This window comes from Hymenobacter fodinae (genome assembly GCF_004745825.1).
GTDB lineage: Bacteria > Bacteroidota > Bacteroidia > Cytophagales > Hymenobacteraceae > Hymenobacter > Hymenobacter fodinae.
The window spans coordinates 55,483-79,704 of record NZ_SRLA01000008.1 but is presented as its reverse complement, the minus strand read 5'-3'; the positions used below and the strand labels follow the sequence as shown (position 1 = coordinate 79,704).

The window sequence follows — 24,222 nt, the reverse complement described above, 5'->3', positions numbered from 1 at the left end:
TTCACTTAATCTCCCAACCCATGAACAACCAACATCAGAGTCTGCTCGACGCCCTCAATGCCTGCATCGCCGCCTGCGAGTGGTGCGCTACCGCCTGCCTGCAAGAGCAGGACGTAAAAATGATGGTATCCTGCATCAGCCTCGACCGCGACTGCGCCGACATCTGTGCCCTCACCGCGCGCTTGGTAGCCCGTGGCTCCGTCCACGGTCAGCACCTGCTGCGCGAGTGCGCCGAAGTCTGCAAAGCCTGTGGGGATGAGTGCGCCAAGCACAGCCACATGCAGCATTGTCAGGAGTGCGCTGACGCCTGCCGCCGCTGTGAAGAAGCCTGCCGCGCCGCTATTTAATAGCATACCTAACGCCCTTGCGCGACCTGCAAAAAGGAATGCCTGAACCTGTTTTGGGCATTCCTTTTCTTTTTACTTGACGGACACCCCCGGCGACTTCGTTATTGCTAGAAACCCCTGCCTATGCTTCCCAAAGACCTTACCCGCGACCTGAAAAGCCGCCTCAACATGCTGGCCGGCCAGTTGCAAGGTATCGGCAAGATGCTGGACGCGGAGAACATCGAGCCCGACCAAGTGCTGGTCCAATTCAAGGCCGTCACCAACGGGCTGAGCAGCGCGGAGCACCTGTTGCTGGACGAGGTATTTCGCAAGGGCCTGGCCTTGCAAATCGTGGACGTGGTGGGGGCCTGCCCCGGCGACTGCCAGGACGCCGGGCGCATCGAGGAGCTTCGGCAACAGTTCCCAAACCTGACGGAGGCCGAGCTGACGCAAAAGATGCAGGAGTTGCGCGAGATTGGCGGGCGGCTGGAGCAGCACAATGCGGGCCTGGGGAAAAAAGATGAAAATAAGTCTTGACAGACACCCGGGGGGCCAGCGGAGCTTTGTCTTACTGTTTTCGCTAACCCTTTCCCCATGAAACGCATCATCGAAGTATTCACCGCCGGCTGTCCCTTGTGCAACCCCGTGGTGGAATTGGTCAAAAGCACCGCCTGCGGCAGCTGCGACATCATCACCCACAACCTGACCGAAACGGCTGCCGGCAACCCGGCTCTGCGCCGGGCCCGCCTGCTGGGCGTGCAAACCCTGCCCGCCGTGGCCGTGAACGGCGCCCTGCTGGCCTGCTGCCAGGGCGGCGGCATCACCAAAGAAGCCCTGGAGGCCGCCGGAATCGGCAAAGGGGCCCCCGTGACGGCGGAACCCGCCGCGTAGCACCCTTCCCCATATCTGCTTGCTTTCCCGGGGACCAGTCCCTGATGGAACGCCCTTCTTTCCCGGCTGCCGGCCATGCTCATAAGCGGCCAGTGGCTCCCTTACCCTGTGAGTTATGGCAACCGAAATGGTGCAAATGAAAGTCTCGGGGCTCATGTGCTCGTTCTGCACGATGAGCGTTGAGTCGGCCCTGAAGCGCAACCCCGGCGTGAACAGCGTCATGGTCAACCTCGTGCACGGCATCGTGCTCGTCGAGGCCGACACGGCGCAGATGAGCCGGGAGGAGCTGGCGGTGGCCGTGGAAAAGCTCGGCTACACCGTCTCGGCCACCGAAACGCAGCAGTACAAAAATGACGAGGACCTGTTCGAGGTCATCAAGCAGCGCGGCACCATCGGCATGGTGCTTTCGGCTATCGACCTGCTGGTGGACCCGCTCAACCTTTTCGGCCTGCCGACGCAAACCCGTGGCTATTTCAGCCTGGCGGTGGCCCTGGTGGTGCTGTTCTGGGTGGGCTACCCCATCCTGCGCAAGACGCTCATGGCCCTGAGCCAGCGGGTCATCAACGCCAACGTGCTACTCTCGGCCGGCGCCTGGGGCTCGTTCATCATCGGCAGCCTGTCGCTGACGGATGCGCGCTGGCCCAACTTCCTGCCCGTGGCCGCCTGGCTGATGTCGCTGCACCTGTTCTTCGCCTATTTCAAGCTCGACACCCGCAAAAAGGCCTCCGAGGCTGTGCGCAAGCTGCTCAGCCTACAGCCGCCGCGGGCGCGGGTGATACGCGGCGACCAGGCCGTGGACGTGCTCACCAGCGACGTGGCCGTGGGCGAACTCGTGGAGGTGCGCCCCGGCGAGCGGCTGCCGTTGGACGGCGAAGTGGTGTCGGGGCAGGCCAGCGTGGACGAGTCGAGCTTTACCGGTGAGTCGGTGCCGGCCACCAAGGAAGCGGGGTCCAAAGTCATCGGCGGCACGCTGAACCTGGACGGCGCCCTGCAGGTGCGCGTGACCAAGGTGGGTCTGGATTCCTTCCTCAACCAGGTCGTGCGGCTCATGAGCCAGATTGCCGAGCGCAAACCCCCGGTGGAGCTGCTGGCCGACAAGCTCATGAACTACTACGGCCCCGTAGTCTTTATCGTGGCGGGCCTGGCCTTTGCGGCCTGGGCCTTGCTGACCGGCGACTATAATAAAGCGACGCTTGCATTGGTGACGACCATCATCATGGGCTACCCCTGCGCCCTGGGCATCACCACGCCCATGCTCGCGGCCATTGCCGGCGGCAAGGGCATTTCCATCGGCCTGCTGGTGAAAGCCAGCGAGGTGTTTTATGGCCTTTCCATTGTCGATACGCTGGTGTTCGACAAAACCGGCACGCTCACCTACGGCCGGCCCACGGTCACCGACGTGGAAGTGATTAAGGGCGAGCGCCTGGACGCGCTGGCGCTGCTAGCCGCCGTGGAACGGCAGAGCGAGCACCCGCTGGGGCAGGCCATCGGTTTCTTTGCCAAGAAAGAAGGCGCGGTGGAGCTGGCCACCGAGCAGTTCCGCGCCACGCCGGGCAAGGGCGTTTCGGCCCTGGTCAGCGGCGCGGAGGTGCTAGCCGGCAAGCCCGGGTTTATTCAGGAGCGCGGCGTAACGTTTAGCGCCGCCGTGCAGAGCCGATTGGCGGCCCTCGACGCGGCCGGCAAAACCGTGGTGGTGCTGGCCCGGGGCAGCGAGGTGCTGGCCCTGGTGGCGCTGCAGGACACGCCCCGCCGGGGTGCCGAGCACGTTATGGCCCGGTTGGCGCAGCAGAACATCCGCACGGTCATGCTTACCGGCGACGCCAACGGCGCGGCGCAGGCCATCGGTCGGGTGTTGGGCATCGACGAGATTCACGCCCAATTGCTGCCGGCCGACAAGGTGGCCGTCATTGAAAAGCTGCAGGCGCAGGGCCGCAAAGTGGCCATGGTCGGCGACGGCATCAACGATGCCCCCGCCCTGGCGCAGGCCGAGGTGGGCATTGCCATCGGGGCGGGCACCGACGTGGCCATCGAGTCGGCCGGCGTCATCCTCATCGGCGACCGGTTGGACGACGTGGTCAACGCCCTCGTGCTGGGCAAGGCCAGTTACCGGACCATGACCGGCAACGTGCTCGTGGCCGTGCTCTTCAACGTGGTGGGCATGAGCCTGGCGGCGCTGGGCTACATTACCCCCGTGCTGGCCATTGCGGTGATGATATTCAGCATCTTCGCCATCCTGCTCAACACGCTGCGCATCCGCACTATTAAGCTGGACCGAGGCCAGGAAACTCCCCCCGAGGCAAGCACGCTGGCCCAAGTGGAATTCAGCGTGCCCAACATGGTCTGCGAGGGCTGCGCGGGGGCCATCAGTGCCAAGCTCACCAAGCTGCCCGGTGTGCAGGAAGTGAAACCGAAGGTGGCGCAGAAGCAGGTGTACGTGCAGTACCAGCCAGGGCAAGTCAAGCAGCAGCAGCTAGTGGAAGCGCTGGCCGAATCCGGCTTTACCGCCGTGGAAGTATGAAGCCCGTAGCAGCGACACCCCTTCCCACAACGGCCGCCGCGGTGGCTTCGTCGCCGCGGTTGCTGTGGGCCCTGGCAGCGGCCACGTTCGTGGTCTTTTTCCAGGCCTACATGGTGGCGCCTCTGATTCCGCGCTTGGCCACGCTCTTCGGGGTGGAGGCACAGGCGGTGGGGCTGGCGGTGCCCGCCTACCTAATTCCTTACGGCGTGGCTACGCTGTTTTACGGCCTGCTGGCCGACCGGCTGGGGCCGCCGCGCATCCTGCTCGGCAGTTTGCTGGCTTTCGTAGCACTGACGGCGTTGACGGCCACGGCGTCCTCGGCCAGCGCCCTAGTGGGCTGGCGGCTGGTCACCGGCCTGGGCGCAAGCGGCGTGGTGCCCATGGCGCTGGTGCTCGTGAGCAAGCGCTTTGCCTACGGCGAGCGCGGCCGGGCGCTGGGCTGGCTGTTTGGGGCCATGGCTGGCGGCAGCGCGTTTGGTTCTACGCTGGGCGTGCTGCTGGAACCCTACGTGGGCTGGCGGGCCCTGTTTCTGGGCGTGGCCGCCGCGGGCCTGCTCGTCTGGTTCGTTGTTCGGCGGAGCCTGGTGCCTCCGACCACCCCGGCTCCGCCGCCCGCCGCGCCGTCCCCCTGGCGGGCCGTGGTGGCGGGCTACGGGCAGCTGCTGGGCAGCGGGCGCGGGGCACGTACCTACGTCTACGTACTGTTGAACAGCATTTTCCACGGCGGCGTGTTTACCTGGTTAGCGCTGTATTTCCAGCAACGCTTTGGGCTGGGTGAAATCGGCATCGGGCTGGCGCTGGTGGGCTACGGCCTGCCGGGCTTTCTGCTGGGGCCGTTCATCGGGCGACTAGCCGACCGCTGGGGCCGGCGCTGGCTAATTCCGGCCGGCCTGGCCCTCAGTGCCCTGGCCACGTTGCTGCTGCGGGCTGACCTGCCACTGGCAGTTGCCGTGCTGGCCGTGACGGTGCTTTCCCTGGGCTACGATTTGACGCAGCCGCTGCTGGCCGCCATTGTTACCGACGTGGGCAAGGAGCGGCCCGGGCAAGCCATGGGCCTGAACGTGTTCGCCCTGTTTGTGGGCTTTGGGCTTGGCAGCTGGCTGTTCGGCGAAGCCTTGCGAGCTGGCTTGCCCGCCGCACTGCTCGCTTTCACCGTGTTTGAAGCGGGGCTGGCTCTGGCTGCTACCCACTTGTTTAAATCCGAAACCCGGGCTCCGGCTTAACCGGAGCGCCAACCAGTCTTCTCCGTTTCACTACTTCAACATTCCCTCCCCATGTTCGCATTCAATGCTTCCAAATCCGTCCTGCTGGGCGCCCTGTTTACCCTGAGCCTGGCCACGACGGCCTGCGGGCAGCAAACGCCTTCGCAGGCAGCGCCGGCGGCTAAAACACCCGCCCAGCTCGTGGGCTACACCACCGCCACGCTGCCCATCGAAGGCATGTCCTGCGGCTCGTGCGTATCCAACGTCAAGCAAACCCTCAAGGGCCTCGATGGCATCTCAACGGTCGCCGTGAGCCTGGAGCAGCGCACGGCCACGGTGGCCTACGACCCCCAAAAGGTGAAGCCGGAGCAGATTCAGGCCGCTGTCAACGCCAAGGGCTACAAGGCCGGCGCGCTGACCACCGTCACCGGCAAATGAGCTTAGAAGATTTCCTGCACCAATCGGCCGCTTCGTTGGCCGGGGGCCCGGGTGTCTCCGCGCTGCTGGCCGTAATGGCCGGCGTGGTGGCCTGCAGCGTGTGCCCGTGCTCGCTGCCCGTGGGCCTGGGGCTGGCGGGCCTGGTGAGCACGAACTCCGAAACGGCCAGCAAGCGCAGTGGGCTGCCCGTGGCGGTGGCTTTCTTCCTGGGCATCGTGATGAGTTTGACGGTGCTCGGGGCCGTGGCCGGCCGGCTGGGGGTCATCCTGACCGAGTCCTTCGGGCGGTACTGGGCCCTGGCCATGGCGGGCATTTCGCTGCTGGCCGCGGTCGTGGCGTTTTACGGGCCCTACCTGAAGCCCCACCAGCTGCAAACCCTGCGCAAGCCGGGGCTGAGCGGCACGTTCGTGTACGGCTTCATCTTCAGCCTGGGCACCTCGGCCGCGCCGCTGCTGCTGCTGCTGGCCGTGGCGGCGGGGCAGGCCAGCGTGGGGCGGGGGCTGCTGCTAGCCCTGGCCTTTGGCATCGGGCGGGGCCTGCCGTTCCTGCTGGCCGGCGTGTTTGCCAAGTCGCTGACGGCGCTGGCGCAGTCGACCCGCTGGCGGCGGGGCATTCAGCTGGTGAGCGGCATCGCCCTGCTGTTTGTGAGCGGCTACTACGTGCGGGTGTTCATCAATCTGCTCGACGGCTAAGACACTGCCCTACTATGCAGGGGCGGTGGGGAAGCGAAATCCTGCAACTCCATCGCTCAATTCTGCACTATTTGCGCGCACTCCCCCATCATGCGTGCTGTTATCTATTTGAAGCGGCCACTGCTGGCCCCACCTTCCTTTCTCCCATGAATACGCTTCGCTTTACCACCAACATCAACTGCGCCAACTGCGTCCGCGCGGTAACACCCACTCTGAACGGGGAGCCTGCCATTGCCTCCTGGCAAGTGGACACGGAGAACCCTAGCAAGGTGCTAACCGTGACCACCGACCTAAGCGAGGCGCAGGTCCTGGCGCTTGTGGCCGACGCCGGGTTCCAGGCCGAGAAAGCCTAACCGACGCAACGCTTTTACTTAACGGCGCCCGGTCCGTTCTCCCGCTAACATCATCCGCTGGGCCGGGCTGTTGCGTTTTAACCACCCAGCCAGGAAAGGCAAAGCGTTGATGTTCAGTGCTGCGGTGCTGCTCTCTGGCGGTGTCCTGTTCGGCTTTACCAGCCCGACCGCTGCCGACTGCCCCCTGAAAGGCACCCCCGAGTGCCCCTTGGTGAAAAACTGCCCGGACAAGGGCACGGCCTGCACGTTGGCAGGTGTGCCCGCTTGCTGCACCAAAAAATAGGTAGCTAGTCATTCGCTTGAAATAGGCTTGAGCCGTGTCGTCCATGCAGTTGCGCGGCGCCGGCTCAGGCTTTTTTTTGGCCTTGTGAAAAATATTTTCCTTATGTCGTAAACTTGCGACATACTATGTCGTATATTTACGACATAGTTACTGACCTCTTTATGACAACCGCGAAAACCACGGCCTTTACGACTGAGCAACAGCAGCTGGCCCGCGTGGCCAAAGCCCTGGCTCACCCCGCCCGGGTGGCCATCATTCAGTTGCTGGCCAGTAAGCAAACCTGCATTTCCGGGGACATTGCGGCGGAGTTGCCGCTCTCGCGCACCACCGTCTTTCAGCACCTGCAGGAGCTGAAAGCCCTGGACCTGATTCGCGGGGAAATTGATGGCCTCACCGTCTGTTACTGTTTGAATACCGAACTGCTGCGCCAGGTGCACCAGCAATTCACGGCCTTTTTCATCGAGGCCACGACGAGCGCGGCCTGCGGGCCGGCCGACGCCTGTGGCTGCTAACCATATCCTTCACCAAACCGCTCCAACCCATGAAAATCTCCGAAATGAAGCAGTCCCTGGCCGGACTCGACGCCGTTAACTTCCGCCTGCCCACCGGCGATTACCTGCCATCCCACTTCCACGTGACGGAAGTAGGCTTAGTGAGCAAGCATTTCATCGACTGCGGCGGCGTAGAACGTCGGGAAACCGTGGCCAACTTTCAGCTGTGGGAAGCCGGCGACTACGACCACCGACTGGCCCCACAGAAATTCCTGCACATTCTGAAGCTCTCGGAGAAGATTCTCGGCAGCGAGGACCTGGACATCGAGGTAGAATACCAGCAGGACACCATTGGCAAATTCGGCCTTGCGTTCGACGGCACGGACTTCGTGCTGACGCCCAAACAGACGGCCTGCCTGGCACAGGATGCCTGCGGCATTGCGGAACACCAGATTGCGCTCCCGCAACTGCAAACCGCCTGCTGCACCCCAGGCGGCGGGTGCTGCTAACCGCTCTTAACGGCGCTACCCTACAGGGCAGCGCCGTTTTGCTTAAATCCCCGCATTTCTTCTTCGTTTCTGATGACAATTGCCTTTTTCTCCGACGTGCACGGCAACCTGCCGGCGCTGGAAGCGGTGCTGGCCGATATGGAGCAGCGCCGCCCCGACATGATTTTTTGTTTGGGCGACTTGGTGGGCTACGCCCCCTGGCCCAACGAGGTGGTGAACGAGGTGAGGCGGCGCGGCATCCCGACGCTGGCCGGCAACTACGACCAGGGCATCGGGCTGGCCAGCGAGAACTGCGGCTGCGCCTACAAAACCGATGTGGAAAAGGGACTGGGTGCGCAGAGCATTGCGTACACGAATCACATCGTCGGCCCGGACGAGCGGCGCTACCTACGCTACCTGCCCAAGCACATGCGGCTGGACTTTCAGGAGGAGCCCTACACGCTGAGCCTGCTGATGGTGCACGGCTCCCCACGCAAAATTAACGAGTACCTGTTCGAGGACCGGCCCGAGGCCAGCTTCCTGCGGGTGCTGGCCGATGCCAACGCCGACATCCTGCTATTTGGGCACACCCACAAGCCCTATCACCGCACGTTTGCCTACGAGCACGAGGGTGAAACCCGCTACCGCCACGCGCTCAACATTGGCTCGGTGGGCAAGCCCAAGGACGGCGACCCGCGGGCCGCTTACCAACTGCTGCACTTGGACGAAAACACCCAGCTGACGGACCCTAACAGTGTGCGCTCGGAGCTGGTGCGGGTTGAGTACGACGTGGAGAAGGCAGCGCAGGCCGTCGAGGCCTCGCCGCTGCCCAACGAATACGCGGACATGCTCCGTAACGCCTATTAAACGGATTCTGCCATGACGATTATTCCGATGACGGACGCGCACTGGCCGGCGGTAAAGGCCATTTACGAAGCTGGCATTGCGACGGGAAATGCCACGTTTGAAACGCAGGCACCGGCCTGGGAAGCATGGGATACCGCCCACCTGGGCCATAGCCGGCTGGTGGCGGTGGACGAGGCTGGCACGGTGCTGGGCTGGGCGGCGCTCTCGCCGGTATCGAGCCGCTGCGTGTACGGCGGGGTGGCCGAAATCAGCATCTACATCGGGGCCGAGGCGCGGGGCCAAGGCGTGGGCCGGCAGCTGCTGCAGGCCCTGATTGCGGATTCGGAAGCTCATGGCATCTGGACGCTGCAGGCCGGCACGTTTGAAGAGAATAAAGCCAGCATCGGCCTGCACACGCAGGCGGGGTTCCGGGTGATTGGGCACCGCGAACGAATCGGCCAGCACCACGGCGTGTGGCGCAACACGGTGCAGATGGAGCGGCGCAGCCCGACCGTCGGCATCGCTTAATACAACTGCTTTTTATGACGACTTTGAATCAACATTTGCCCGCCGCGCCGGCTCCGGCCGCGCTGGCGGAAAAGAAACTCTCGGGCCTAGACCGGGGGCTGACCCTGTGGATATTCCTGGCCATGGCGCTGGGCGTGGCCCTGGGCTATATGGTGCCGGGCATCAACGGGGCTATCAACTACTTCTCGGTGGGCACGGTGAACGTGCCGCTGGCCGTAGGGCTGATTCTGATGATGTACCCGCCACTGGCCAAGGTGAAGTATGAGCAGCTGCCGACGGTGTTCAAGAACACGCGCATCATTGGCCTCTCGCTGTTCCTGAACTGGATACTCGGCCCGCTGCTGATGTTCTTTCTGGCTATCTGGCTGCTGCCCGACAAGCCCGAGTACATGATGGGCCTGATTCTCATTGGCATTGCCCGCTGCATTGCCATGGTGCTGGTATGGAACGACCTGGCCGACGGCTCGCGGGAATACGCGGCCGGGCTAGTAGCACTCAACTCCATCTTTCAGGTGCTGTTTTACTCCCTGCTGGCCTGGCTGTTCATCTCCGTGCTGCCGCCTTACTTCGGGCTGAAAGGGTACGCGGTACACATTGGCATTGGGAACATCGCGCAGAGCGTGCTGGTGTACTTGGGCATTCCGTTTGCCGCGGGCTTTCTGTCGCGCCTAGTGTTGCGTCGGCTCAAAGGAAATGAGTGGTACGAGCAGGTCTTCATCCCGGCCATCAGTCCCGTGACGCTGGTAGCGCTGCTGCTCACCATCGTGGTCATGTTCAGCCTCAAGGGGGAAAGCATCGTGCAGGTGCCGCTGGACGTGCTGCGCATTGCGTTGCCGCTGGCCCTGTACTTCGGCATCATGTTCGTGCTCAGCTTCGCGGCGGGCAAGTACCTGGGGGCCGATTACGCCGAGAATGCCAGCATTGCCTTTACGGCGACGGGCAACAACTTTGAGTTGGCCATTGCGGTGGCCATTGGCGTGTTCGGGCTCAACTCGGGGCAGGCGTTTGCGGGCGTAATCGGGCCGCTGATTGAAGTGCCGGCACTAATTGCACTGGTCAACCTAGCCTTCTGGTTTCGGCGCCGCTGGTACGACGGGAACAGCGTGGCTGCGCAGGCGTAATGGGGGCAGACTATCCAAACAATAAAGCGCCTTACCTCACGAGTCAGGCGCTTTTTTGCGTCCATGCGGCCGCATGGTAACCGCTGCCTAAGAAGCCTACTTTTTAACGGCTTCCGCAGCAGCCGGGGTCACCACGGCGGCCGTGGTTGGCTTTTTGGCGCAGCAGCTGGCCCCGGGCTTCTCGTCCTTCGAGCACTGCATGGTGGCTTCTTTAACCGCTTTTTTGTTCTTTTTGCCGGGTTTGCCGTCATGGGCCGCGGCGCTGCTGATGGTGGCAAACAGGGTCAGGGCAAGCAGGAGATTTTTCATGAGATGGAAAGGTAAAGGAGTGAGTAGGCGAAGGAAAGGCATCTAGCAGCAGCCGCAGGCCCCTGTGCCCTGCTCCTGAATGGGCGGGCAAGGCACCGTGCCGTAGGAGCAGAACACGCAGCAGTCGCCGGCCAGGGGCTTGAGCACGGTGTGGCAGCTGGTGCATTCGTAAAACCACTGGCAGGCGTCGGTGGGCATCTGCTCAGCTTGGGCATGCTGGCAAACCGGACAGGTAAGCACCGACGTCAGCGTGACCAAGGGGGTAGGGGCAGAAGGCGTGAGGGAAATCATAGCCGGGAGCATTTAGCGGGAAGGATTCAGCACCGAATAGCCGGTGCCGTTGATGGCCTTTTCAATCTGGGCCACGGGCGTCACGGCGGCATTATAGCGCACCTGGGCCGTGCCCTGGTCATAGGACACGCGCACGCTCTGCACGCCCGGCAGCTGCTGCACGTCGTGCTCCACGTGGCGGGCGCAGGCCTCGCAGGTCATTCCCCCGATGCGGTAGGAGCTCGTTTGCCACACCGGCGCCGTATTGGTGGCTGTCACCGGTTTGAGTGCCGCCGACGGGTAGAACCGCGCACTGTAGTAGGGAAAGGTCAACAGCAGGCCGGCCAGCACCGTCACGCTGGCCAGAAAGCCGCGTGACTGCATCAAGGAAGGTTTAGCCGGCACGGGGCAGCCACAGTCATCGTCTGCCACGGGCGCGGGCTTGAGTTGTTGGTACCAAGCAAAACTGAGCACGCCCACCGTCAGGGCCACCAGGTAAGGACGCAGGGGCTCCAGCCACGAGAAAGTGGAGGCGACGCCGCCCAGCCCACCAATGATGGCCAGAAGCGGGGTGATGCAGCACAGCGAGGCGGCCAGCGCCGCCAGCACGCCCGTGCTGGCCAGGGACTTGGAGGAAGTGAAAGCGGGCTGGTTCATACGGCAGCGGCAGTCAAGGCGGGTGAAACGGATGATAGCAGCGACTGCACCAATGGCTGATGCGCGGGGGTCAGCGAGTAAAACACGGTCTGGCCCACTTTGCGGGCCTGAATCACCCCGCCGTCCTTGAGCTTGCGCAGGTGCTGGGAGATGGCCGACACATTCATCTGCAGCACATCGGCCAGGTCGCACACGCACAGCTGCTGGTCGAGCAGCAGAAACAGCATCTTCAACCGCACCTCGTTGCCGGCCAGCGCGAGCACGGCCGCCATGGCTTCGATGCCCGGCGCAGCTGCAGCCAGACGCTGCTTGCTGTGTTCAATGTGGGCGGCGTCAGCAAAGACGCGGATGCAGGAAGCAGCCATAACTTTGAGTTTATACAAAGTTATTGTTTTCTTATTTAAGCAAACGCTTAAATAATTAGCGTAAGACAAAGATGAGGTATAGTGAGTAGTTGACTGTCCGTTATTGAATAGCTGCTTCAGCGTGCAAGGAAGACTCAAGACTACTTCCACAACCGGCCGCATTGAAAAACCGGACTACCCTTACGGGTCAGAATTCTTCCTTGGTTTATCCAACAAGGGACCGGCTCCCAACTACTTTACTTGCCGGTGCGCACTGGCAATTGCGGCAGTACGGTCCTCGCTCATGCCGGCCGTGGCGGCAAACTCTGGCCACCGTGCCACCTGTTGCAGCACGTCGTCTATCAGCTCGTCGGCCCCGCGGATGTTCATCTCCCGGGCCACGGCCCGCAGGTCGGCGCGGGTGAAGCCGTCCCGCTTGCCGTTCAGGGCCATCTGGTGCTGGCTGGTCCAGCGGTTACCGGGCTGGTAGGCATAGGCCACGTCGTAGGCCGGGGCGAGCTGCCACTGCCCGGCGGCGTCCATCAAAAACGAGATGTTCTTGGTGTGGTCGTCCTGGTTGCGGGCCACCACGTTGAACACCATCCGCCGGTAGAACTGCTCGGCCGCCGTGTAGGGCAGGCGCAGGTCGCGCATGACCTGGAAGGCCTGCTCGTAGGAATAGGCGGCGGGCTGGTTGTAGTCGTAGTGGGCCAGCGCGCACAAGGTCTGCGCGTGGAGTTTCTCGCCCGCGGCCGTGCGGTCGAAGCGCCGGGTCATGAAGTGGGCCCGCGGCCCTTCCTCGTAGAGGCGGCACTCGCTCATCTGCAGGCCGCTGGCAGTGGCCATGAGGTAGTAGGCGTACTCCAGCCGCCCGAAATCCTGGGGGTCGGCCAGGGCCTGGTCGCGCACGCCGTCCAGCTTGAGCAGCCAGTAGCCAAAGCCGGGCGGGGCCTTTACCTGGCCCGAGCGCACCTCGCTACTGTCTTCGTTGAAGGCAATGATGGCCTTGGGCCGGGCGCCACCGGCCGAGGTGCCCACGGCCAGCAGGGCCGCCAGTCCGTCAGCCGCCTCGTCGCGCAGGTTGACGTGGAAGGCCTCGCGCTGGCCCACGACCTGCTGCGCCAGCTCGACCAGGGCGGCCACTTCCACAGGCTCGGCCCCCGCCCCGGCCACGTTGCCCACCTGGGGCTCGAATTCCAGGGCACCCATGCCGCGGTTGGCGATGTAGCACAAGCGCTCCACCGGCGAGAAGTCCGCGGCGGCGCGGCCCTGCGTGGCCAGCCAGGCGTCGATGAGCTGGTTGCCGAACCGGTCCGGCAGCGCATCGGCCAGTAGCCCGGGCAGGCCGTGGTAGGTGTCGGGGTTGAGGCGGGGAAAGGAATACACTTGGCCGGCGCGGGCCGTCAGCGGCATCTGCAGCGGCGCCACGTTCAGACCGGACTTCACAAAGCCGGGGTCATAGGCAAACGTGGCCAGCGACCGGGCCGCATCCCAGCGCACGGCGCCGACCAGCTGGCCCCACAAGCGAACAAAAGCGAGCTCTACCATTCAGCGGGTGGGGGCGGGGGCGGCGTGGATGAAGCCGGCGAGGCGTTGCGGCGCTGCTTTTTGGCGAGGCGGGCCAGCGCCAGGGGGTTGATTTCCGCTTTGGTCACCAGCGTATCCAGCAAGTCTAACTGCTCCAGCGTGCGTAGCAGCTGCACAAAGGTGAGCAGCGAGGTGGGCCGGCCGTGCTCAATCTGGCTCAGGGTGGCCCGGTCGATGCCCGCGGCCTCGGCCACCGCTTGTTGGGACTGGTTGCGGTTAAGCCGAATCTGGCGCAGGCTGCTGCCCAGTTCGCGCAGGATGGCCAAGTCGGAAAGAGAGTACCAATTCATGTTGTACAGACGCAACAAACAGGGCCAAATATACCATGTTTGTTGCGTTTGTACAACATATAAGAATCGCCTGCGGCACGGAATTATCCGTAGTTTATTTACCGGCCCTTCCCAATTGCTTAGTACCGCGGCCACTACAAAATCACATAGGTTCCTTGACTGCCACTGGTTTTATACCTGGCGTGTTTGGCTTCGGCCCTACGGAAACGGAGAACTAGGCCCCGGTTCGCTACAGGAGGCGGGCATTGACGGCGAATAGCTTTGCCAAGGCCGGTGTTACATTCCGGATGAGGGCGTGGGCAGGATTTCCTGCTACCGGGTCGTGGACGCAAGGACACTGATTGTCAAGCGGAACCTTTGCCGCCAGCAAGGCACCCGTGTGCGTACTACGGGTGGCAATGGCTTGTTCCAATGTGGTCAGGGCCATGATATCGACAGATAGGCCGTCTTCTCCGCTGCGCATCTTGAAAGCGGCGCTGGTAGGCCGGCGGACACCGTCCGGCATTACTTTAAAAAACTGGGGCTGTAAGATGATTCTTCGGAGTAATTCATCCTCGGGGGTTATCTGATGCACACTCATGTATTGCTTGCTGGGCGCGGAGGATCAATAAAATGCCGCAAGGCAGCAAAGAGGCTAGTGTAAGTGCCAATGAGAGCGCCTTGCGCCGTGAAAAGCAGGTAGTCCTCGGTTCCATCGGGGTGTACCTCGATTTCCATCGAGGCATTGTCTCGGTCCAGTTCCACCTGTATGCCACCATCGCGCATAGGAAATACATGCACGCTTACGGCCGGCGCGTAGACCAACTGCAGCGAGAGGGAATTTAAGAGCTGGCGGGCACGGGCCAGGGCGCGCTCCTCGGTGGGCAAGGCCCCGTACGAATCCCAATTAGGCGACAGGTTGCGGAACGTCTCCAGCTGCGCCAAGAGCTTCGGGATAACCAGGCCCAAGCCGGTTACTGGGTTTCGCTTGGTCTTGATGGCCAGTAACTCAAGGGTCTCGAACAGGGAGAATTTGTTGCTAATACCCCGTGCATTTTTTCGGCTGGCCTGCTCGTTGCGAACAAATTCGTCCGCGTCCATCGACCACATGTCAATGCCTTTCACCGACCGGCGGTCAGAGCGGGCAATTGACTTGCGAATCGTCATTACTTGTGGTTCCATGGCGCTTCTTATACTACTACTGCACGAAATTCGTACGAGGCTAATTTCAATATCATCGTTAGGACGAGAAAGACGTTTTCTACGCCGTACTCGTCGTCGTCCATCAAGCCATGGGCCACGCGGTTACGCAAGTTATAGCCGGCTTTCTCACTGAGGAAAAACTTGATAAAGAACCGATCCTCTTCTTCAAGCTTCCCTTTCAAGTCGGCCAGCAATTCGTCCAACAGCTTTTCCATGGTCACCTCCGAGCCCTCGCGCATCTTAAAAGTCGGCATATTCAACCGTACGCAGATGTAGCGCAGCAGGTACTCGACTTTCAACGTCAGTGAATCCGTGCTGGCAATGAAGTCGGGTTCATAATCAGGGTCCTGCCGCCACGCTTCCAGTTCTTGGAAGAGCAGGCGAATGCCCGACATGATTAGGCGCAAAGGGGAAGTCTGGGTTTGCTGCCCACTCGATTCCACCATACGGGGCTCACCCAGCCAACTGCGCTGCAAGAACGCTTCAATGGCGGCATCCGTCAGCTTTCCAGCTTTAAACGCTTCCAGCATCAGTTTAACCAACGTCTGGGTAGAGAGCTGGGCCAGCAGGCTGTAGGTATTCAAAAACTGAAACTGCTCCTTCTCTTCTTCCGTGTAAAACGTCTGAACCGTGTTGCCGTGCTTGTCTTCTAAGCTCTTGGGCAGCATGTCCATGAAAGAGTCACGCTGGGCCTGGGCGGCCTCACTCACCTTATCCAAACTATGGAACATGGGCGTCAGGCACAATTCCGTCAGAATGCCCTCGGCATCCTTGGTACGCACAACTTCATCGATGTACTCCATTAACGCCCGGGTGGCCTCGTCCGGCATTTGGGTGCGGGTCTGCGTCAAGGCAAAGCGCGTACGCAGGCGCTGATATTCCTGCTCCAGGCGCTGGCTATTAGGCTGGTCTTTCACTTGCCGGTAGATGCGCAGGGCTCGTTCCGTAAAGGTGACGGCTGTCATGTTGTGCTGTGCCTCCGCTTCCTGGGCCAGCGCTTCCAGCTGCTGCGCCTGAAACGTCAACCACCGCTCCCGTTCGCGGCGGGCTTTGACGGCCAGTTCCGCCGCCTCGGCCGCCAGCTCAATGGCGCCATGCCGGTAAGTTTGCGCCAGTTGATGCACCCCATGCCAATCTTGTTCGAGCAAGGCATCGGCCTGCGCCGGACTGTTCAGCGAGCGGTAATACTCGGTAAACAACCGGGTGATGGAGGCCAAGACCAGCAAGGTGGAACGGCTCTCCAACGGCCAGGAAGCATGCAGGTCCACCAAGTAGTCGACGATTGCGCGCAGCAGCTCTGCAACGCCCGCGTCGTTTTTTCGCGTGTTGGCCAGGTGAAAGGCTTTCCGCAACACCTCAATCGCATGCAGGGCATAGTGGGCCCGCTCCCCGGCCACGCGGTGTTTGTCGATATAACTGCTTCCTAATCGAAAGAGCGTAGCCGCCAAGTCCCGAACTTCCTCATTGGTGCGGAGTTGCTTGCGCAAATACAGAAACAAACCGTATTCGCTCTTCAGATAAAGGTTGGGGGAAGCCCGATACCGCTGCTGCACATACGCATACTCGGCCGCGCCATACCCACTCGTATCCGGCCAGCCGAACTCGTGCTCCACGCCCTGCTCGTCTTTTCGGGTACCACTGATTTGGTAACCTACCCCTTTGTCAAGTTGTTTACTGGCGGCTACTACTTCCTGCTCTATTCGGGCCAACCGGGCGTTTTCATGGTCCCCAGCCTCCGTAAGCTGCACAGCCATTTCGCCCAGTCGCGAGGTAATCGCGTGATGGTCCTTGACATCTTCGCTGGCAGTATCGAGGTAATTCAGGTAATTCTGAAGGTCTTGCATGTAGTGGCTTTACCGGTGCTTCCTAAACAAGGCGGCGGGAAGATTGGCTCCCATTACAGGACGTTGCGCGCAATCTTGCGCATGGCCGACGGCGTGTCGCCAAACTTGCACAAGGCCTCACAGTGCTGGCTGAGTTCGGAGAACAGAATGTAGTGGATGGTTGCGCCAGCGGCCCGAATAGCCGGGCGCGAGAGCTGCGCCTGCACTTCCTTCTCGCGGGCGTCAGGCACTATTAAGTAGAGGGCCGTTTCGTGCTCGGGCATGGAAGACGCCAAATCCGTCAGCCGCAGAATGCCGCTGTAGATGCTGGTGCTTTTCTCGACCTCAAAGGCGGCTACCACCCGATTAGTACCGGGTGCAAACCACACGACGTCAATGAGGCGAATGGTGCTGGCCACGTCGGCCGGCACGGGCAGCTCAGGGTGCTGATCGAGGCAGAGAAATGACAGCTTTTGGCCGTGACACAAGCGGTTGCGGTCGTTGATGGCCGTGGTCACGTCGCAGCCCAGGGCCTTGCCGATGCGCAGCAGGTGGTGCTGCATCTGGGTGTGCTGGTTTTGCTCCTGGGCCTCGGTCTGCACCTCCTGGTGGCGCTTGCGGGCTTGCTGCTGGTACTTATCGCGGTCCTCGTCGCTGGCAAACTGCTGGTCGCCGGCAATCATCTTCTTCACGCCCACGTCGAAGAGCAAGCCCGCCAGCGCCCCGTAGTCCAGGCTCAGGTGCTGACGGTGCTCCTGGTTCAGGTCGCGTAGCCGCTCGCGCATGCGCAGGTACTCCGCCCAGGAGCCCAACTTGATTTTCTCTCCGAATAAAGCATTGAAGCCGTTGACGATGGCCGTGTTGCAGGGTGGCATCAAGGTGGGGTGCAGGAAATACAGGATGCTGGCTACGGCCGGGCCCAGCCCCTTGATTTTGCGGCGGTCGAGCAGATCGATTTCGCGTAGTAATTGCTGCTCGGTGGTGGCGGCCAGACAGCTTTCCAGAAATTGCCCGAAGGCACGCTTATTGTCCTCGTGCTCGTAGATGTCGGGAATGCGCAGCTTGGGCTTCCAGTAGAAGGGGTGGGCCGCGCCCTGAAACACCTGCTTTTGCTCGCTGATGACGCTGAGCACAAATTCAAGCGACGTGCCCTTGAAATCGTTGCCGAAGCTACCGGCCTTGATGTCCTTGACCACCTGCTGTACCCCGCGCCGGATGGAGCGAAAAGCCTTTAACCGCTCCTCGTTGTTGATAAACCAGGTGTTGTAAACGGATTCAGAATCGGCTTTGTACGATTGGATAAGGGGCGGTAGGGCGGCAGACATAAAAAGGGAGTAGGACCAATACAGTAGCTAAGTTGCACAGAAGTCCGGGCCCAATCATCATGCTTCCGGCGCGGGTCCCGGCATTTCGCGAAATGGCGGCTACATCTGGTGGCCGGGCATGTCCATCCCGGGCATTGCATCCATTGGCATACCCGGCCGCATCGATAGGTCCCCGTACTGCGCTGCCAGGTAATATCCCACGGCCAGCAGAAGCAGGGAGAGCAAGGCTACCGCAGCCTTGCGGGATGCCGATATATGCTGACCGCCCATGTTGTGGTGGCCAGTAGCGTGCTGACCGCCCGGCGCTGAAGCATCAGCGGCTACGCGCATGTGCGCGGCGTGGGCTGCGGTGTGAGCTGTGATGGCGGGGTCGGTGGCGCGCTCGGGTGGCGGGCCACCTTTGCCAAGAGCACGCTCGGTGCCCATGCCGTGCTTAAGCTGTTTTTTCACGAGCCACCAGTTAATGGGGTAAGCCGTGAGGGCTCCTACCAGGGTGGCCAGTGACATAATCCCCCAGAAGCGTACGGAGGCAGGCTCCATAGCCGTCATGTCGCGGGTCATCAGGATAACCATAGTTGGAATCATGCCAGCCATGACCGCATTCATGGACACCCATTCGGGGTAAAAAGAGGCCTGTATGGCCTTACTATAGCTCCCCCCCAGCATGTCTTTCATAAACAAGGCCTGGAAAATAAGTAAGCCAAACAAGAAGCCGGCGGCGTACTCCACCCAGATGTCAATGCCCATGGGCAAGCGCAGCCAGCTGGTAATGATGGCTGCCGCAATGATGCCGGTGGCGTCGCCGGCTAAGCAGTGGATAGTGGAGCCGACGGTTTGCTTCCACAGCGGGGCTACAAACTGCTCGTGGGTGCCGGGGGCCGGCTCGCGGCAGGAAAACCAGTAGATGAGCAGGCCCACCGGCCCGGTGTAGAGCGTCACCAGCACCCAGCCCCATTTCATCACCTTCATTTCTGGGGTGCGGGTAAACAGGTCCCAGGCCACGTAGGCTACGGAAAGGGCGGTTAAAGTAAACCAAATCCACAGCAGGTACTGCGGAAACAGTGGCTCCGACATTGGGTGCATCAGGGGAGGGGAGTAAGTAAAACGGAAAGGAAGTAAAAGACCAAAAAGAAGAATCTTCAGCGGAGCGGCTGGCGCAGCCTAGCCTCCATGGCGGCTGTCAGTGGGTCAGCATACACGCCGTAGGCATTTACCAGCACGCCCCGCAGGTCTAACCCAATTGCCCTGATAGCATACAGAATGGATTGGTCTCCTGGGTCGGAATGCCTCTCAAAGCGAAAAATCACATCGACCTGAAACTGCTCGGGTCCGAGCGGTAAATCGTAAGCCGCGCAGTACAAATGATCAGGCTGCAAACTGAAGTCTTCGGTATAGCCGCGGCTGCGCAACTGCTGCAAGGCTAAAGAAAGCGTTTCGGAGAGCTTCATAAAAGCCAGTGTGGAGCGTAAAGAACCAGGCCGCTTACTGTGGCCAGCGGATACCCAGCTGCCAGCATTCGGCATAATCCAGCGCCATATGCAATAAAAAGCCCACGGCCCACACGCGCGTCAGGGGCGAAAAGAGCAAGAGCACGTAAATGCCCATGGCCCAGTAAGTATGCAGGGGGTGAAAGTTGATGCGGCACCGCGTGGGGTCGAACATGGGCGTGGCCAGCACATGGTCTATATCCAATAGCAGGCCGGCCGCCAGAACCAGCCAAACTCGGTGCCAACGCGGCCGGTAAAAAACCAGCGCTACTATTGCGGGCACCAGCATATGCAGTACAATGTGTAGCAACGCAGGGGAAAAGGAGGGGGAGGGAGAAAATAAAAGAGCGACCCCACCGGGGCCACTCTTTTTCATCGGTGCCGGAGAGCAGCCATCTAGTATTTTTTATTGGCCAGCAGCCAGTCCTGCAGCATCTTGATTTCCATTTTCTGGTCCGTGATAATTTGCTGGGCCAGGGCCTTGGTCGTGTTCTCGCGGCCGTACTTGAGCAGCGCATCGGAATTCTCCACGGCGGCCTGATGGTGGTCAATCATGAGCTGTGCAAAATCAAAGTCTGGGTCGCCGGTTAACGGGCGAAGGTCCACTGCCTTCATCATTTGCATCATATTCATCATCTGCAAAGCATTGAACTCTGGCACGGCCGGGGCATGCGCCGGGTGGCCCGTCAGAAAGGCATTGAACTGGGCGATTTCCGCCTGCTGCTTGTCGATGATGGTCTGGGCCATCTGCTTCATAGTGGCGTCCTTGCCACTTTTCAACTCCTCCTGACTGTTTTTAATAGCCACCTGATGGTGCATAATCATCATGCTGGCATAGTCGTTATCGGGGTCTTGCGTTTTGGGCATTGCTTCCATCATGGCCATGCTCTCATGCATATTACGCATGTAAACGCTCTCATCATGCTTGATGAGTTCAAGACCATCAGAATCATCTTTATTGCACGCAGTCAGCGTGCCAAAGGCTAGGATAGAAGCAAGCAGGGGAAGTCGAAGAGAACGGAGCATGGTAAGAGGGATTTAGGTACACAGGTAACGAAAGTGTCACCCCTGACTAAACGGTGGAATACCGCCTCCGTTTGCTCACAATTGAACCTAAAACGTTGTAAAGTTTCCAGTCTGAACCTTTAAACAAGGTTGGAAAGGCTCACGCGCCCGGCGCTGCCCGGCCCTAAGCGCTGGTAGTCCGAAGGCGACATGCCCGTTACCTGCCGGAACTGATTGGTCAGGTGGGCGGCGCTGCTATAGCCGAGCAGTTTGGCCACGCTGGCTACGTTTTCATCTTGGTAGCTGAGCAACTCCTTGGCGCGCTCCACCTTTTGGCGAATGATGTACTTCTCCAGCGTCAGGCCCTCGCGCACCGAGAACTGGTGTGACAAGTAGGCGTAGGACCGCCCTATCCGCTGGCTGATGAAGTGAGAATAGGTGTGAAACGGCTGCAGCTCAACCGGGGTGTAGTGAATCAGCTCTACCACCAGAGCCTTCACTTGCTCTACCAGCTGATCGCGGGGATCCTCCACCAGGGCAAAGCCATAGGCCTGCAGGGCTTCCTGCACCACGGGCTCCTGTAGGGGACTGCCATCCGCCATGCGCACATTAGCTGCCCCCAGGGCCACGTCGTCCACCACCAGCCCGGCCTTCTCCAGCTCGCGCTGCACCACCCGCAGGCAGCGGGGGCACACCATGTTGCGGATGGAAAGGCGAACCGCCCCGGCCGCGGGGGGCGGTAGGGTGGAAGTGGCGGACTGCGTCATGATGTTCATTTTACGACCAGGCTTCCCCGCAGCATGTGCATGCCGCAGGTGAAAGCAAAGGTACCGGCTTGCTGGGGCAAAAACTCAATGGCCGTAGTTTTAAACGGAGCCAGGTCGCGCCGGATGTTGAAGTCGGGCAGCAGCAGCTCCTCGGAGCAGCTGTTTTCCTCATCGCGGTAAAAGTTAAGCTGCACGGGCTTGCCGCGCTCCACCTCAATGACGTCGGGCGAGTAGCCGCCCTTCACCATGATGTCGACCTGCTGGATGCCCGCCGACGAGGAAACGGCCGCCGCCACCCGGTGCGGGGCCAGAAAGAAAAACCAGCCGACAAAGGCCAGCAGGCCCACGCCTGCCAGGGTGACGATTAGCTGAGTAGTATCCATAGGGGAACGTACAAAAAGGAAAGAAAAGGCCGCCTTATGCGGTCCGCTTATAAGCGCGCAGGCGCAGCGAGTTGGTCAGCACCGACACCGAGCTCAGGGCCATGGCCCCGGCGGCCAGCATGGGCGAGAGCAGCCAGCCGGTGAGCGGGAAGAGCAGGCCGGCCGCAATAGGAATGCCCAGCGTGTTGTAGATGAAGGCGAAAAAGAGGTTCTGCTTAATTGTGCGCATGGTTTGGCGCGAGAGGTCAATGGCCGTGACCACGCCCTGCAAATCCGAGCGCATGAGCGTGATGCCGGCCGCTTCCATGGCCACGTCGGTGCCGCCGCCCATGGCCAGGCCGATGTCGGCCTGGGCCAGGGCGGGCGCGTCGTTGATACCGTCCCCGACCATGGCCACCACGCGGCCTTCGGCTTGCAACTCTTTCACCTTGCCGGCCTTATCGGCGGGCAGCACCTCGGCAAAGTAGCGCTTGATGCCTACCTGTTCGGCTACCTTGGCGGCGGTTTGTGGGTTGTCGCCGGTCATCATCACCACCTCAATGCCTTTTTGCTGCAAATGGCGAATCGCGGCCACCGACGTGTCGCGTACGGTATCGGCTACCCCAATCAGGGCCACCACCTGCCCGCCCATCGCGGCGTAGAGCACGGTCTTGGCTTGGTCCAGCAGCTGCGCGGCGGCCTGCTCGGCCGCGGCCGTCATCGGCACCTGGTGCTCGATGAGCAAGCGGCGGTTGCCCAGCAAAATGGCCTGCCCGTCCACCGTGGCACTGGCCCCACGGCCTTCCACGGCCTGAAACGCGGTGGCCGACAGCGCTGCGGCGCCCTGGGCATCGGCGTAGCGCACTACGGCCTCGGCCAATGGGTGCTCGCTCTGCCGCTCCACGGCGGCCAGCAGGGGCAGCAGGCGGTCAGTAGCTTCCCCGGTGACGGGCACGAAGTCCGTCACGCTGGGCTCCCCGCGGGTGATAGTGCCGGTTTTGTCGAGCAGCACGGTGGTTACCTTCTCCGCTTTCTCCAGGGCCTCGGCATTGCGAATCAGCACACCGTGCTCGGCCCCCTTGCCGGTGCCGACCATAATGGCCGTAGGCGTGGCCAGGCCCAGGGCGCAGGGACAGGCGATGATGAGCACGGCTACAAAGTTGACCAGCGCCAGCGGCAGGCGCGTGGCTTCGGGGGCAAAGTCAAACCAGAGCACAAAGGTGACGATGGCAATCATAACCACCACCGGCACGAACACCGCGCTGACTTTGTCGGCCAGCTGCTGGATGGGGGCGCGGCTGCCCTGGGCTTCTTCCACCAGCTTTACAATCTGGGCCAGCATGGTTTCGGCGCCCACTTTGCTGACGCGAAAGCGGAACGAGCCGGTCTTGTTGAGGGTGGCCCCGAACACGTTGTCGCCCTGCTTCTTTTCCACCGGCAGGCTCTCGCCGGTGAGCATGCTCTCATCGACGGCCGAGTGGCCGCTGAGCAGCACGCCGTCGGTAGCTACTTTCTCCCCAGGGCGCACCACCACTTCGTCGCCGGGCACGACCTGCTCGATGGGCACGTCTACTTCCTGCCCGCCCCGCACTACGCGGGCGGTTTTGGCCTGCAGCCCCATCAGGGCCTTGATGGCGGCCGAGGTCTTGGACTTGGCCCGGCTTTCGAGCACCTTGCCCAGTAGAATCAAGGCAATGATGGTGGCCGTGGTGTCGTAGTACACCTCGGGCATGATGCCGCGCTGCATAAACCAGTGGGGAATCACCGTGGCGGCCAAGCTGTAGAGAAAGGCCGCCCCGGTGCCCACGGCGATGAGCGTGTCCATGCTGGCGGTGCGGTGCCGGAAGCCGTTCCAGGCCGAGACGTAAAACTCGCGGCCGCTGTAGAGCAGCACGGGCAATGTCAGGGCCAGCAGCACGTAGTTGAGTACCGGCGTCGGGATCAGGTTCATCATCCGGGGCCAGAGCATGAGCATGCTCAGCGGCATGATGACCACGGCCAGCCCCACCGCTACCTGGAAGCGGCGTTTGAGCTTCTGGTAAGCCTCGGCCTTGCGCTGGTCCAGCTCCTGGTCGGAAGCCAGCACGTTGGGCGAAGCCGGCGCGACCGGCTCGTGCACACCGTAGCCGGCCTGCTCCACGGCCGCCTTCAGGCCGGCGCGGTCAATCTGGCCCGGCAGGTACTCGATGGTGGCCTTTTCGCTGGCCAGGTTTACGGTGGCGCGCTGCACGCCGGGCGTGCGGCTGAGCGCCTTCTCCACAAAGTTGGAGCAGGACGCGCAGGTCATGCCCTCGATGTTAAGCGTGGCGGTCTCGGTGCCGCCAGCGGGCGCCGCTGGCTGGGCGGGTGCCGCCGGGGTGGGGTGATGATGGGGTATGGTTTCCACGAGTAGTAGCGTTGGTGGGGAGCGGTAAGTTGCTCGTTGTGGTCAACACGAAGTAAACTGGCTTCGGTACCCAATAGATGTGCAGAATTGAGCTTTGCGCTTACAACATTTGCATACCCCGTCGTCCAGTGTGCCGGCACGTACACAATTCAGTCGCTGAGCTTATAAGATTTCCAGCATAGCCCGGGTGTACTCCCAGCGGGTCAAAACCAGAACGGGGCCTGGGAAGGCCCGCAGACGCTGAAAAGGCC

The 24,222-nt window shown here is 61.6% G+C and carries 30 protein-coding genes; 13 read left to right on the top strand and 17 right to left on the bottom strand.

The window, feature by feature from the left end; genetic code table 11:
- The first annotated feature begins 20 nt into the window (after positions 1-20).
- From EU556_RS25320 to arsB, 13 genes are all read left to right on the top strand, one after another.
- A complete protein-coding gene (locus EU556_RS25320; RefSeq protein ID WP_135437025.1) occupies positions 21-347 on the top strand; it encodes a four-helix bundle copper-binding protein in 327 nt (108 codons plus the stop codon).
- A 123-nt stretch (positions 348-470) separates the two neighbouring features.
- On the top strand, positions 471-863 hold the full coding sequence (locus EU556_RS25315) for a metal-sensing transcriptional repressor (protein WP_135437024.1): 393 nt from the start codon (positions 471-473) through the stop codon (positions 861-863).
- Positions 864-920: 57 nt separating this feature from the next.
- Positions 921-1,217: a glutaredoxin gene (locus EU556_RS25310; protein WP_135437023.1), complete on the top strand. Its 297-nt coding sequence runs from the start codon at positions 921-923 to the stop codon at positions 1,215-1,217.
- A gap of 115 nt (positions 1,218-1,332) precedes the next feature.
- A complete protein-coding gene (locus tag EU556_RS25305) occupies positions 1,333-3,735 on the top strand; it encodes a heavy metal translocating P-type ATPase (RefSeq protein ID WP_135437022.1) in 2,403 nt (800 codons plus the stop codon).
- The gene (locus EU556_RS25300; RefSeq protein ID WP_125433326.1) at positions 3,732-4,958 is read left to right on the top strand and encodes an MFS transporter; all 1,227 of its coding nucleotides are present in this window, start codon (positions 3,732-3,734) and stop codon (positions 4,956-4,958) included. Before EU556_RS25305 ends, EU556_RS25300 begins: the two co-directional genes overlap by 4 nt.
- A gap of 51 nt (positions 4,959-5,009) precedes the next feature.
- Positions 5,010-5,375, top strand: coding sequence for a heavy-metal-associated domain-containing protein (locus EU556_RS25295; protein WP_125433327.1), 366 nt, complete (start codon positions 5,010-5,012; stop codon positions 5,373-5,375).
- Positions 5,372-6,067 carry a cytochrome c biogenesis CcdA family protein gene (locus EU556_RS25290; RefSeq protein WP_125433328.1) on the top strand — a complete coding sequence of 232 codons (696 nt, stop codon included), beginning with the start codon at positions 5,372-5,374 and terminating at the stop codon, positions 6,065-6,067. The genes EU556_RS25295 and EU556_RS25290 overlap by 4 nt, the downstream gene beginning before the upstream one ends.
- A 146-nt stretch (positions 6,068-6,213) precedes the next feature.
- A complete protein-coding gene (locus EU556_RS25285) occupies positions 6,214-6,420 on the top strand; it encodes a heavy-metal-associated domain-containing protein (RefSeq protein ID WP_125433329.1) in 207 nt (68 codons plus the stop codon).
- A gap of 444 nt (positions 6,421-6,864) precedes the next feature.
- The gene (locus tag EU556_RS25280; RefSeq protein WP_044019299.1) at positions 6,865-7,215 is read left to right on the top strand and encodes an ArsR/SmtB family transcription factor; all 351 of its coding nucleotides are present in this window, start codon (positions 6,865-6,867) and stop codon (positions 7,213-7,215) included.
- Positions 7,216-7,244: 29 nt separating this feature from the next.
- On the top strand, positions 7,245-7,703 hold the full coding sequence (locus tag EU556_RS25275) for a DUF6428 family protein (RefSeq protein WP_044019216.1): 459 nt from the start codon (positions 7,245-7,247) through the stop codon (positions 7,701-7,703).
- 72 nt (positions 7,704-7,775) lie between these two features.
- Complete coding sequence (locus EU556_RS25270) at positions 7,776-8,549, top strand: metallophosphoesterase family protein (RefSeq protein ID WP_135437021.1); 774 nt, start codon at positions 7,776-7,778, stop codon at positions 8,547-8,549.
- A 12-nt stretch (positions 8,550-8,561) separates the two neighbouring features.
- On the top strand, positions 8,562-9,056 hold the full coding sequence (locus EU556_RS25265; protein WP_044019218.1) for a GNAT family N-acetyltransferase: 495 nt from the start codon (positions 8,562-8,564) through the stop codon (positions 9,054-9,056).
- Between the two features lie 14 nt (positions 9,057-9,070).
- Complete coding sequence (gene arsB / locus EU556_RS25260; protein WP_135437020.1) at positions 9,071-10,177, top strand: ACR3 family arsenite efflux transporter; 1,107 nt, start codon at positions 9,071-9,073, stop codon at positions 10,175-10,177.
- A gap of 96 nt (positions 10,178-10,273) precedes the next feature.
- Here arsB and EU556_RS25255 read toward each other — a convergent pair whose 3' ends face one another.
- The 17 genes from EU556_RS25255 to EU556_RS25175 all read right to left on the bottom strand — a co-directional run bounded on the left by EU556_RS25255 (position 10,274) and on the right by EU556_RS25175 (position 23,971).
- Positions 10,274-10,486 carry a hypothetical protein gene (locus EU556_RS25255; protein ID WP_044019220.1) on the bottom strand — a complete coding sequence of 71 codons (213 nt, stop codon included), beginning with the start codon at positions 10,484-10,486 and terminating at the stop codon, positions 10,274-10,276.
- A gap of 42 nt (positions 10,487-10,528) precedes the next feature.
- Positions 10,529-10,777, bottom strand: a complete 249-nt coding sequence (locus EU556_RS25250) for a GDCCVxC domain-containing (seleno)protein (RefSeq protein WP_052381937.1) — start codon at positions 10,775-10,777, stop codon at positions 10,529-10,531.
- 12 nt (positions 10,778-10,789) lie between these two features.
- A complete protein-coding gene (merTP, locus tag EU556_RS25245) occupies positions 10,790-11,413 on the bottom strand; it encodes a mercuric transport protein MerTP (protein WP_052381917.1) in 624 nt (207 codons plus the stop codon).
- Positions 11,410-11,778, bottom strand: coding sequence for an ArsR/SmtB family transcription factor (locus EU556_RS25240; protein WP_044019301.1), 369 nt, complete (start codon positions 11,776-11,778; stop codon positions 11,410-11,412). The genes merTP and EU556_RS25240 overlap by 4 nt, the downstream gene beginning before the upstream one ends.
- Positions 11,779-12,009: 231 nt before the next feature.
- The gene (locus EU556_RS25235; RefSeq protein ID WP_135437019.1) at positions 12,010-13,305 is read right to left on the bottom strand and encodes a type II toxin-antitoxin system HipA family toxin; all 1,296 of its coding nucleotides are present in this window, start codon (positions 13,303-13,305) and stop codon (positions 12,010-12,012) included.
- Positions 13,299-13,634, bottom strand: a complete 336-nt coding sequence (locus EU556_RS25230; RefSeq protein ID WP_125433335.1) for a helix-turn-helix transcriptional regulator — start codon at positions 13,632-13,634, stop codon at positions 13,299-13,301. The genes EU556_RS25235 and EU556_RS25230 overlap by 7 nt, the downstream gene beginning before the upstream one ends.
- Positions 13,635-13,863: 229 nt before the next feature.
- Entirely contained in the window at positions 13,864-14,139 is a 276-nt protein-coding gene (locus tag EU556_RS25225; RefSeq protein ID WP_125433336.1) for a hypothetical protein, read from the bottom strand.
- A gap of 71 nt (positions 14,140-14,210) precedes the next feature.
- Complete coding sequence (locus EU556_RS25220; RefSeq protein ID WP_044019229.1) at positions 14,211-14,795, bottom strand: hypothetical protein; 585 nt, start codon at positions 14,793-14,795, stop codon at positions 14,211-14,213.
- A gap of 8 nt (positions 14,796-14,803) precedes the next feature.
- Entirely contained in the window at positions 14,804-16,660 is a 1,857-nt protein-coding gene (locus tag EU556_RS25215; protein WP_135437018.1) for a DUF4209 domain-containing protein, read from the bottom strand.
- 53 nt (positions 16,661-16,713) lie between these two features.
- Positions 16,714-17,964 carry a hypothetical protein gene (locus EU556_RS25210; protein WP_135437017.1) on the bottom strand — a complete coding sequence of 417 codons (1,251 nt, stop codon included), beginning with the start codon at positions 17,962-17,964 and terminating at the stop codon, positions 16,714-16,716.
- 99 nt (positions 17,965-18,063) lie between these two features.
- Complete coding sequence (locus tag EU556_RS25205) at positions 18,064-19,038, bottom strand: DUF4396 domain-containing protein (protein WP_245326374.1); 975 nt, start codon at positions 19,036-19,038, stop codon at positions 18,064-18,066.
- Positions 19,039-19,103: 65 nt separating this feature from the next.
- Positions 19,104-19,412, bottom strand: coding sequence for a phosphoribosylpyrophosphate synthetase (locus EU556_RS25200; RefSeq protein WP_135437015.1), 309 nt, complete (start codon positions 19,410-19,412; stop codon positions 19,104-19,106).
- Between the two features lie 34 nt (positions 19,413-19,446).
- A complete protein-coding gene (locus EU556_RS25195; protein ID WP_262709688.1) occupies positions 19,447-19,827 on the bottom strand; it encodes a DUF6122 family protein in 381 nt (126 codons plus the stop codon).
- A 20-nt stretch (positions 19,828-19,847) separates the two neighbouring features.
- Complete coding sequence (locus EU556_RS25190; protein ID WP_135437014.1) at positions 19,848-20,477, bottom strand: DUF305 domain-containing protein; 630 nt, start codon at positions 20,475-20,477, stop codon at positions 19,848-19,850.
- Between the two features lie 119 nt (positions 20,478-20,596).
- A complete protein-coding gene (locus tag EU556_RS25185) occupies positions 20,597-21,223 on the bottom strand; it encodes a helix-turn-helix domain-containing protein (RefSeq protein ID WP_135437013.1) in 627 nt (208 codons plus the stop codon).
- Between the two features lie 5 nt (positions 21,224-21,228).
- Positions 21,229-21,606, bottom strand: a complete 378-nt coding sequence (locus EU556_RS25180; RefSeq protein ID WP_044019239.1) for a cupredoxin domain-containing protein — start codon at positions 21,604-21,606, stop codon at positions 21,229-21,231.
- A gap of 34 nt (positions 21,607-21,640) precedes the next feature.
- Positions 21,641-23,971, bottom strand: coding sequence for a heavy metal translocating P-type ATPase (locus tag EU556_RS25175; protein ID WP_317128735.1), 2,331 nt, complete (start codon positions 23,969-23,971; stop codon positions 21,641-21,643).
- Positions 23,972-24,222 lie beyond the last annotated feature (251 nt).

What these genes read in the sequence shown, in the direction of transcription:
- EU556_RS25320 (WP_135437025.1), top strand. Translation starts at nt 21, where the DNA reads ATGAACAACCAACATCAGAGTCTGCTCGACGCCCTCAATGCCTGCATC.
- EU556_RS25315 (WP_135437024.1), top strand. Translation starts at nt 471, where the DNA reads ATGCTTCCCAAAGACCTTACCCGCGACCTGAAAAGCCGCCTCAACATG.
- EU556_RS25310 (WP_135437023.1), top strand. Translation starts at nt 921, where the DNA reads ATGAAACGCATCATCGAAGTATTCACCGCCGGCTGTCCCTTGTGCAAC.
- EU556_RS25305 (WP_135437022.1), top strand. Translation starts at nt 1,333, where the DNA reads ATGGCAACCGAAATGGTGCAAATGAAAGTCTCGGGGCTCATGTGCTCG.
- EU556_RS25300 (WP_125433326.1), top strand. Translation starts at nt 3,732, where the DNA reads ATGAAGCCCGTAGCAGCGACACCCCTTCCCACAACGGCCGCCGCGGTG.
- EU556_RS25295 (WP_125433327.1), top strand. Translation starts at nt 5,010, where the DNA reads ATGTTCGCATTCAATGCTTCCAAATCCGTCCTGCTGGGCGCCCTGTTT.
- EU556_RS25290 (WP_125433328.1), top strand. Translation starts at nt 5,372, where the DNA reads ATGAGCTTAGAAGATTTCCTGCACCAATCGGCCGCTTCGTTGGCCGGG.
- EU556_RS25285 (WP_125433329.1), top strand. Translation starts at nt 6,214, where the DNA reads ATGAATACGCTTCGCTTTACCACCAACATCAACTGCGCCAACTGCGTC.
- EU556_RS25280 (WP_044019299.1), top strand. Translation starts at nt 6,865, where the DNA reads ATGACAACCGCGAAAACCACGGCCTTTACGACTGAGCAACAGCAGCTG.
- EU556_RS25275 (WP_044019216.1), top strand. Translation starts at nt 7,245, where the DNA reads ATGAAAATCTCCGAAATGAAGCAGTCCCTGGCCGGACTCGACGCCGTT.
- EU556_RS25270 (WP_135437021.1), top strand. Translation starts at nt 7,776, where the DNA reads ATGACAATTGCCTTTTTCTCCGACGTGCACGGCAACCTGCCGGCGCTG.
- EU556_RS25265 (WP_044019218.1), top strand. Translation starts at nt 8,562, where the DNA reads ATGACGATTATTCCGATGACGGACGCGCACTGGCCGGCGGTAAAGGCC.
- arsB (WP_135437020.1), top strand. Translation starts at nt 9,071, where the DNA reads ATGACGACTTTGAATCAACATTTGCCCGCCGCGCCGGCTCCGGCCGCG.
- EU556_RS25255 (WP_044019220.1), bottom strand. Translation starts at nt 10,486, where the DNA reads ATGAAAAATCTCCTGCTTGCCCTGACCCTGTTTGCCACCATCAGCAGC.
- EU556_RS25250 (WP_052381937.1), bottom strand. Translation starts at nt 10,777, where the DNA reads ATGATTTCCCTCACGCCTTCTGCCCCTACCCCCTTGGTCACGCTGACG.
- merTP (WP_052381917.1), bottom strand. Translation starts at nt 11,413, where the DNA reads ATGAACCAGCCCGCTTTCACTTCCTCCAAGTCCCTGGCCAGCACGGGC.
- EU556_RS25240 (WP_044019301.1), bottom strand. Translation starts at nt 11,778, where the DNA reads ATGGCTGCTTCCTGCATCCGCGTCTTTGCTGACGCCGCCCACATTGAA.
- EU556_RS25235 (WP_135437019.1), bottom strand. Translation starts at nt 13,305, where the DNA reads ATGGTAGAGCTCGCTTTTGTTCGCTTGTGGGGCCAGCTGGTCGGCGCC.
- EU556_RS25230 (WP_125433335.1), bottom strand. Translation starts at nt 13,634, where the DNA reads ATGAATTGGTACTCTCTTTCCGACTTGGCCATCCTGCGCGAACTGGGC.
- EU556_RS25225 (WP_125433336.1), bottom strand. Translation starts at nt 14,139, where the DNA reads ATGCCGGACGGTGTCCGCCGGCCTACCAGCGCCGCTTTCAAGATGCGC.
- EU556_RS25220 (WP_044019229.1), bottom strand. Translation starts at nt 14,795, where the DNA reads ATGGAACCACAAGTAATGACGATTCGCAAGTCAATTGCCCGCTCTGAC.
- EU556_RS25215 (WP_135437018.1), bottom strand. Translation starts at nt 16,660, where the DNA reads ATGCAAGACCTTCAGAATTACCTGAATTACCTCGATACTGCCAGCGAA.
- EU556_RS25210 (WP_135437017.1), bottom strand. Translation starts at nt 17,964, where the DNA reads ATGTCTGCCGCCCTACCGCCCCTTATCCAATCGTACAAAGCCGATTCT.
- EU556_RS25205 (WP_245326374.1), bottom strand. Translation starts at nt 19,038, where the DNA reads ATGTCGGAGCCACTGTTTCCGCAGTACCTGCTGTGGATTTGGTTTACT.
- EU556_RS25200 (WP_135437015.1), bottom strand. Translation starts at nt 19,412, where the DNA reads ATGAAGCTCTCCGAAACGCTTTCTTTAGCCTTGCAGCAGTTGCGCAGC.
- EU556_RS25195 (WP_262709688.1), bottom strand. Translation starts at nt 19,827, where the DNA reads ATGAAAAAGAGTGGCCCCGGTGGGGTCGCTCTTTTATTTTCTCCCTCC.
- EU556_RS25190 (WP_135437014.1), bottom strand. Translation starts at nt 20,477, where the DNA reads ATGCTCCGTTCTCTTCGACTTCCCCTGCTTGCTTCTATCCTAGCCTTT.
- EU556_RS25185 (WP_135437013.1), bottom strand. Translation starts at nt 21,223, where the DNA reads ATGACGCAGTCCGCCACTTCCACCCTACCGCCCCCCGCGGCCGGGGCG.
- EU556_RS25180 (WP_044019239.1), bottom strand. Translation starts at nt 21,606, where the DNA reads ATGGATACTACTCAGCTAATCGTCACCCTGGCAGGCGTGGGCCTGCTG.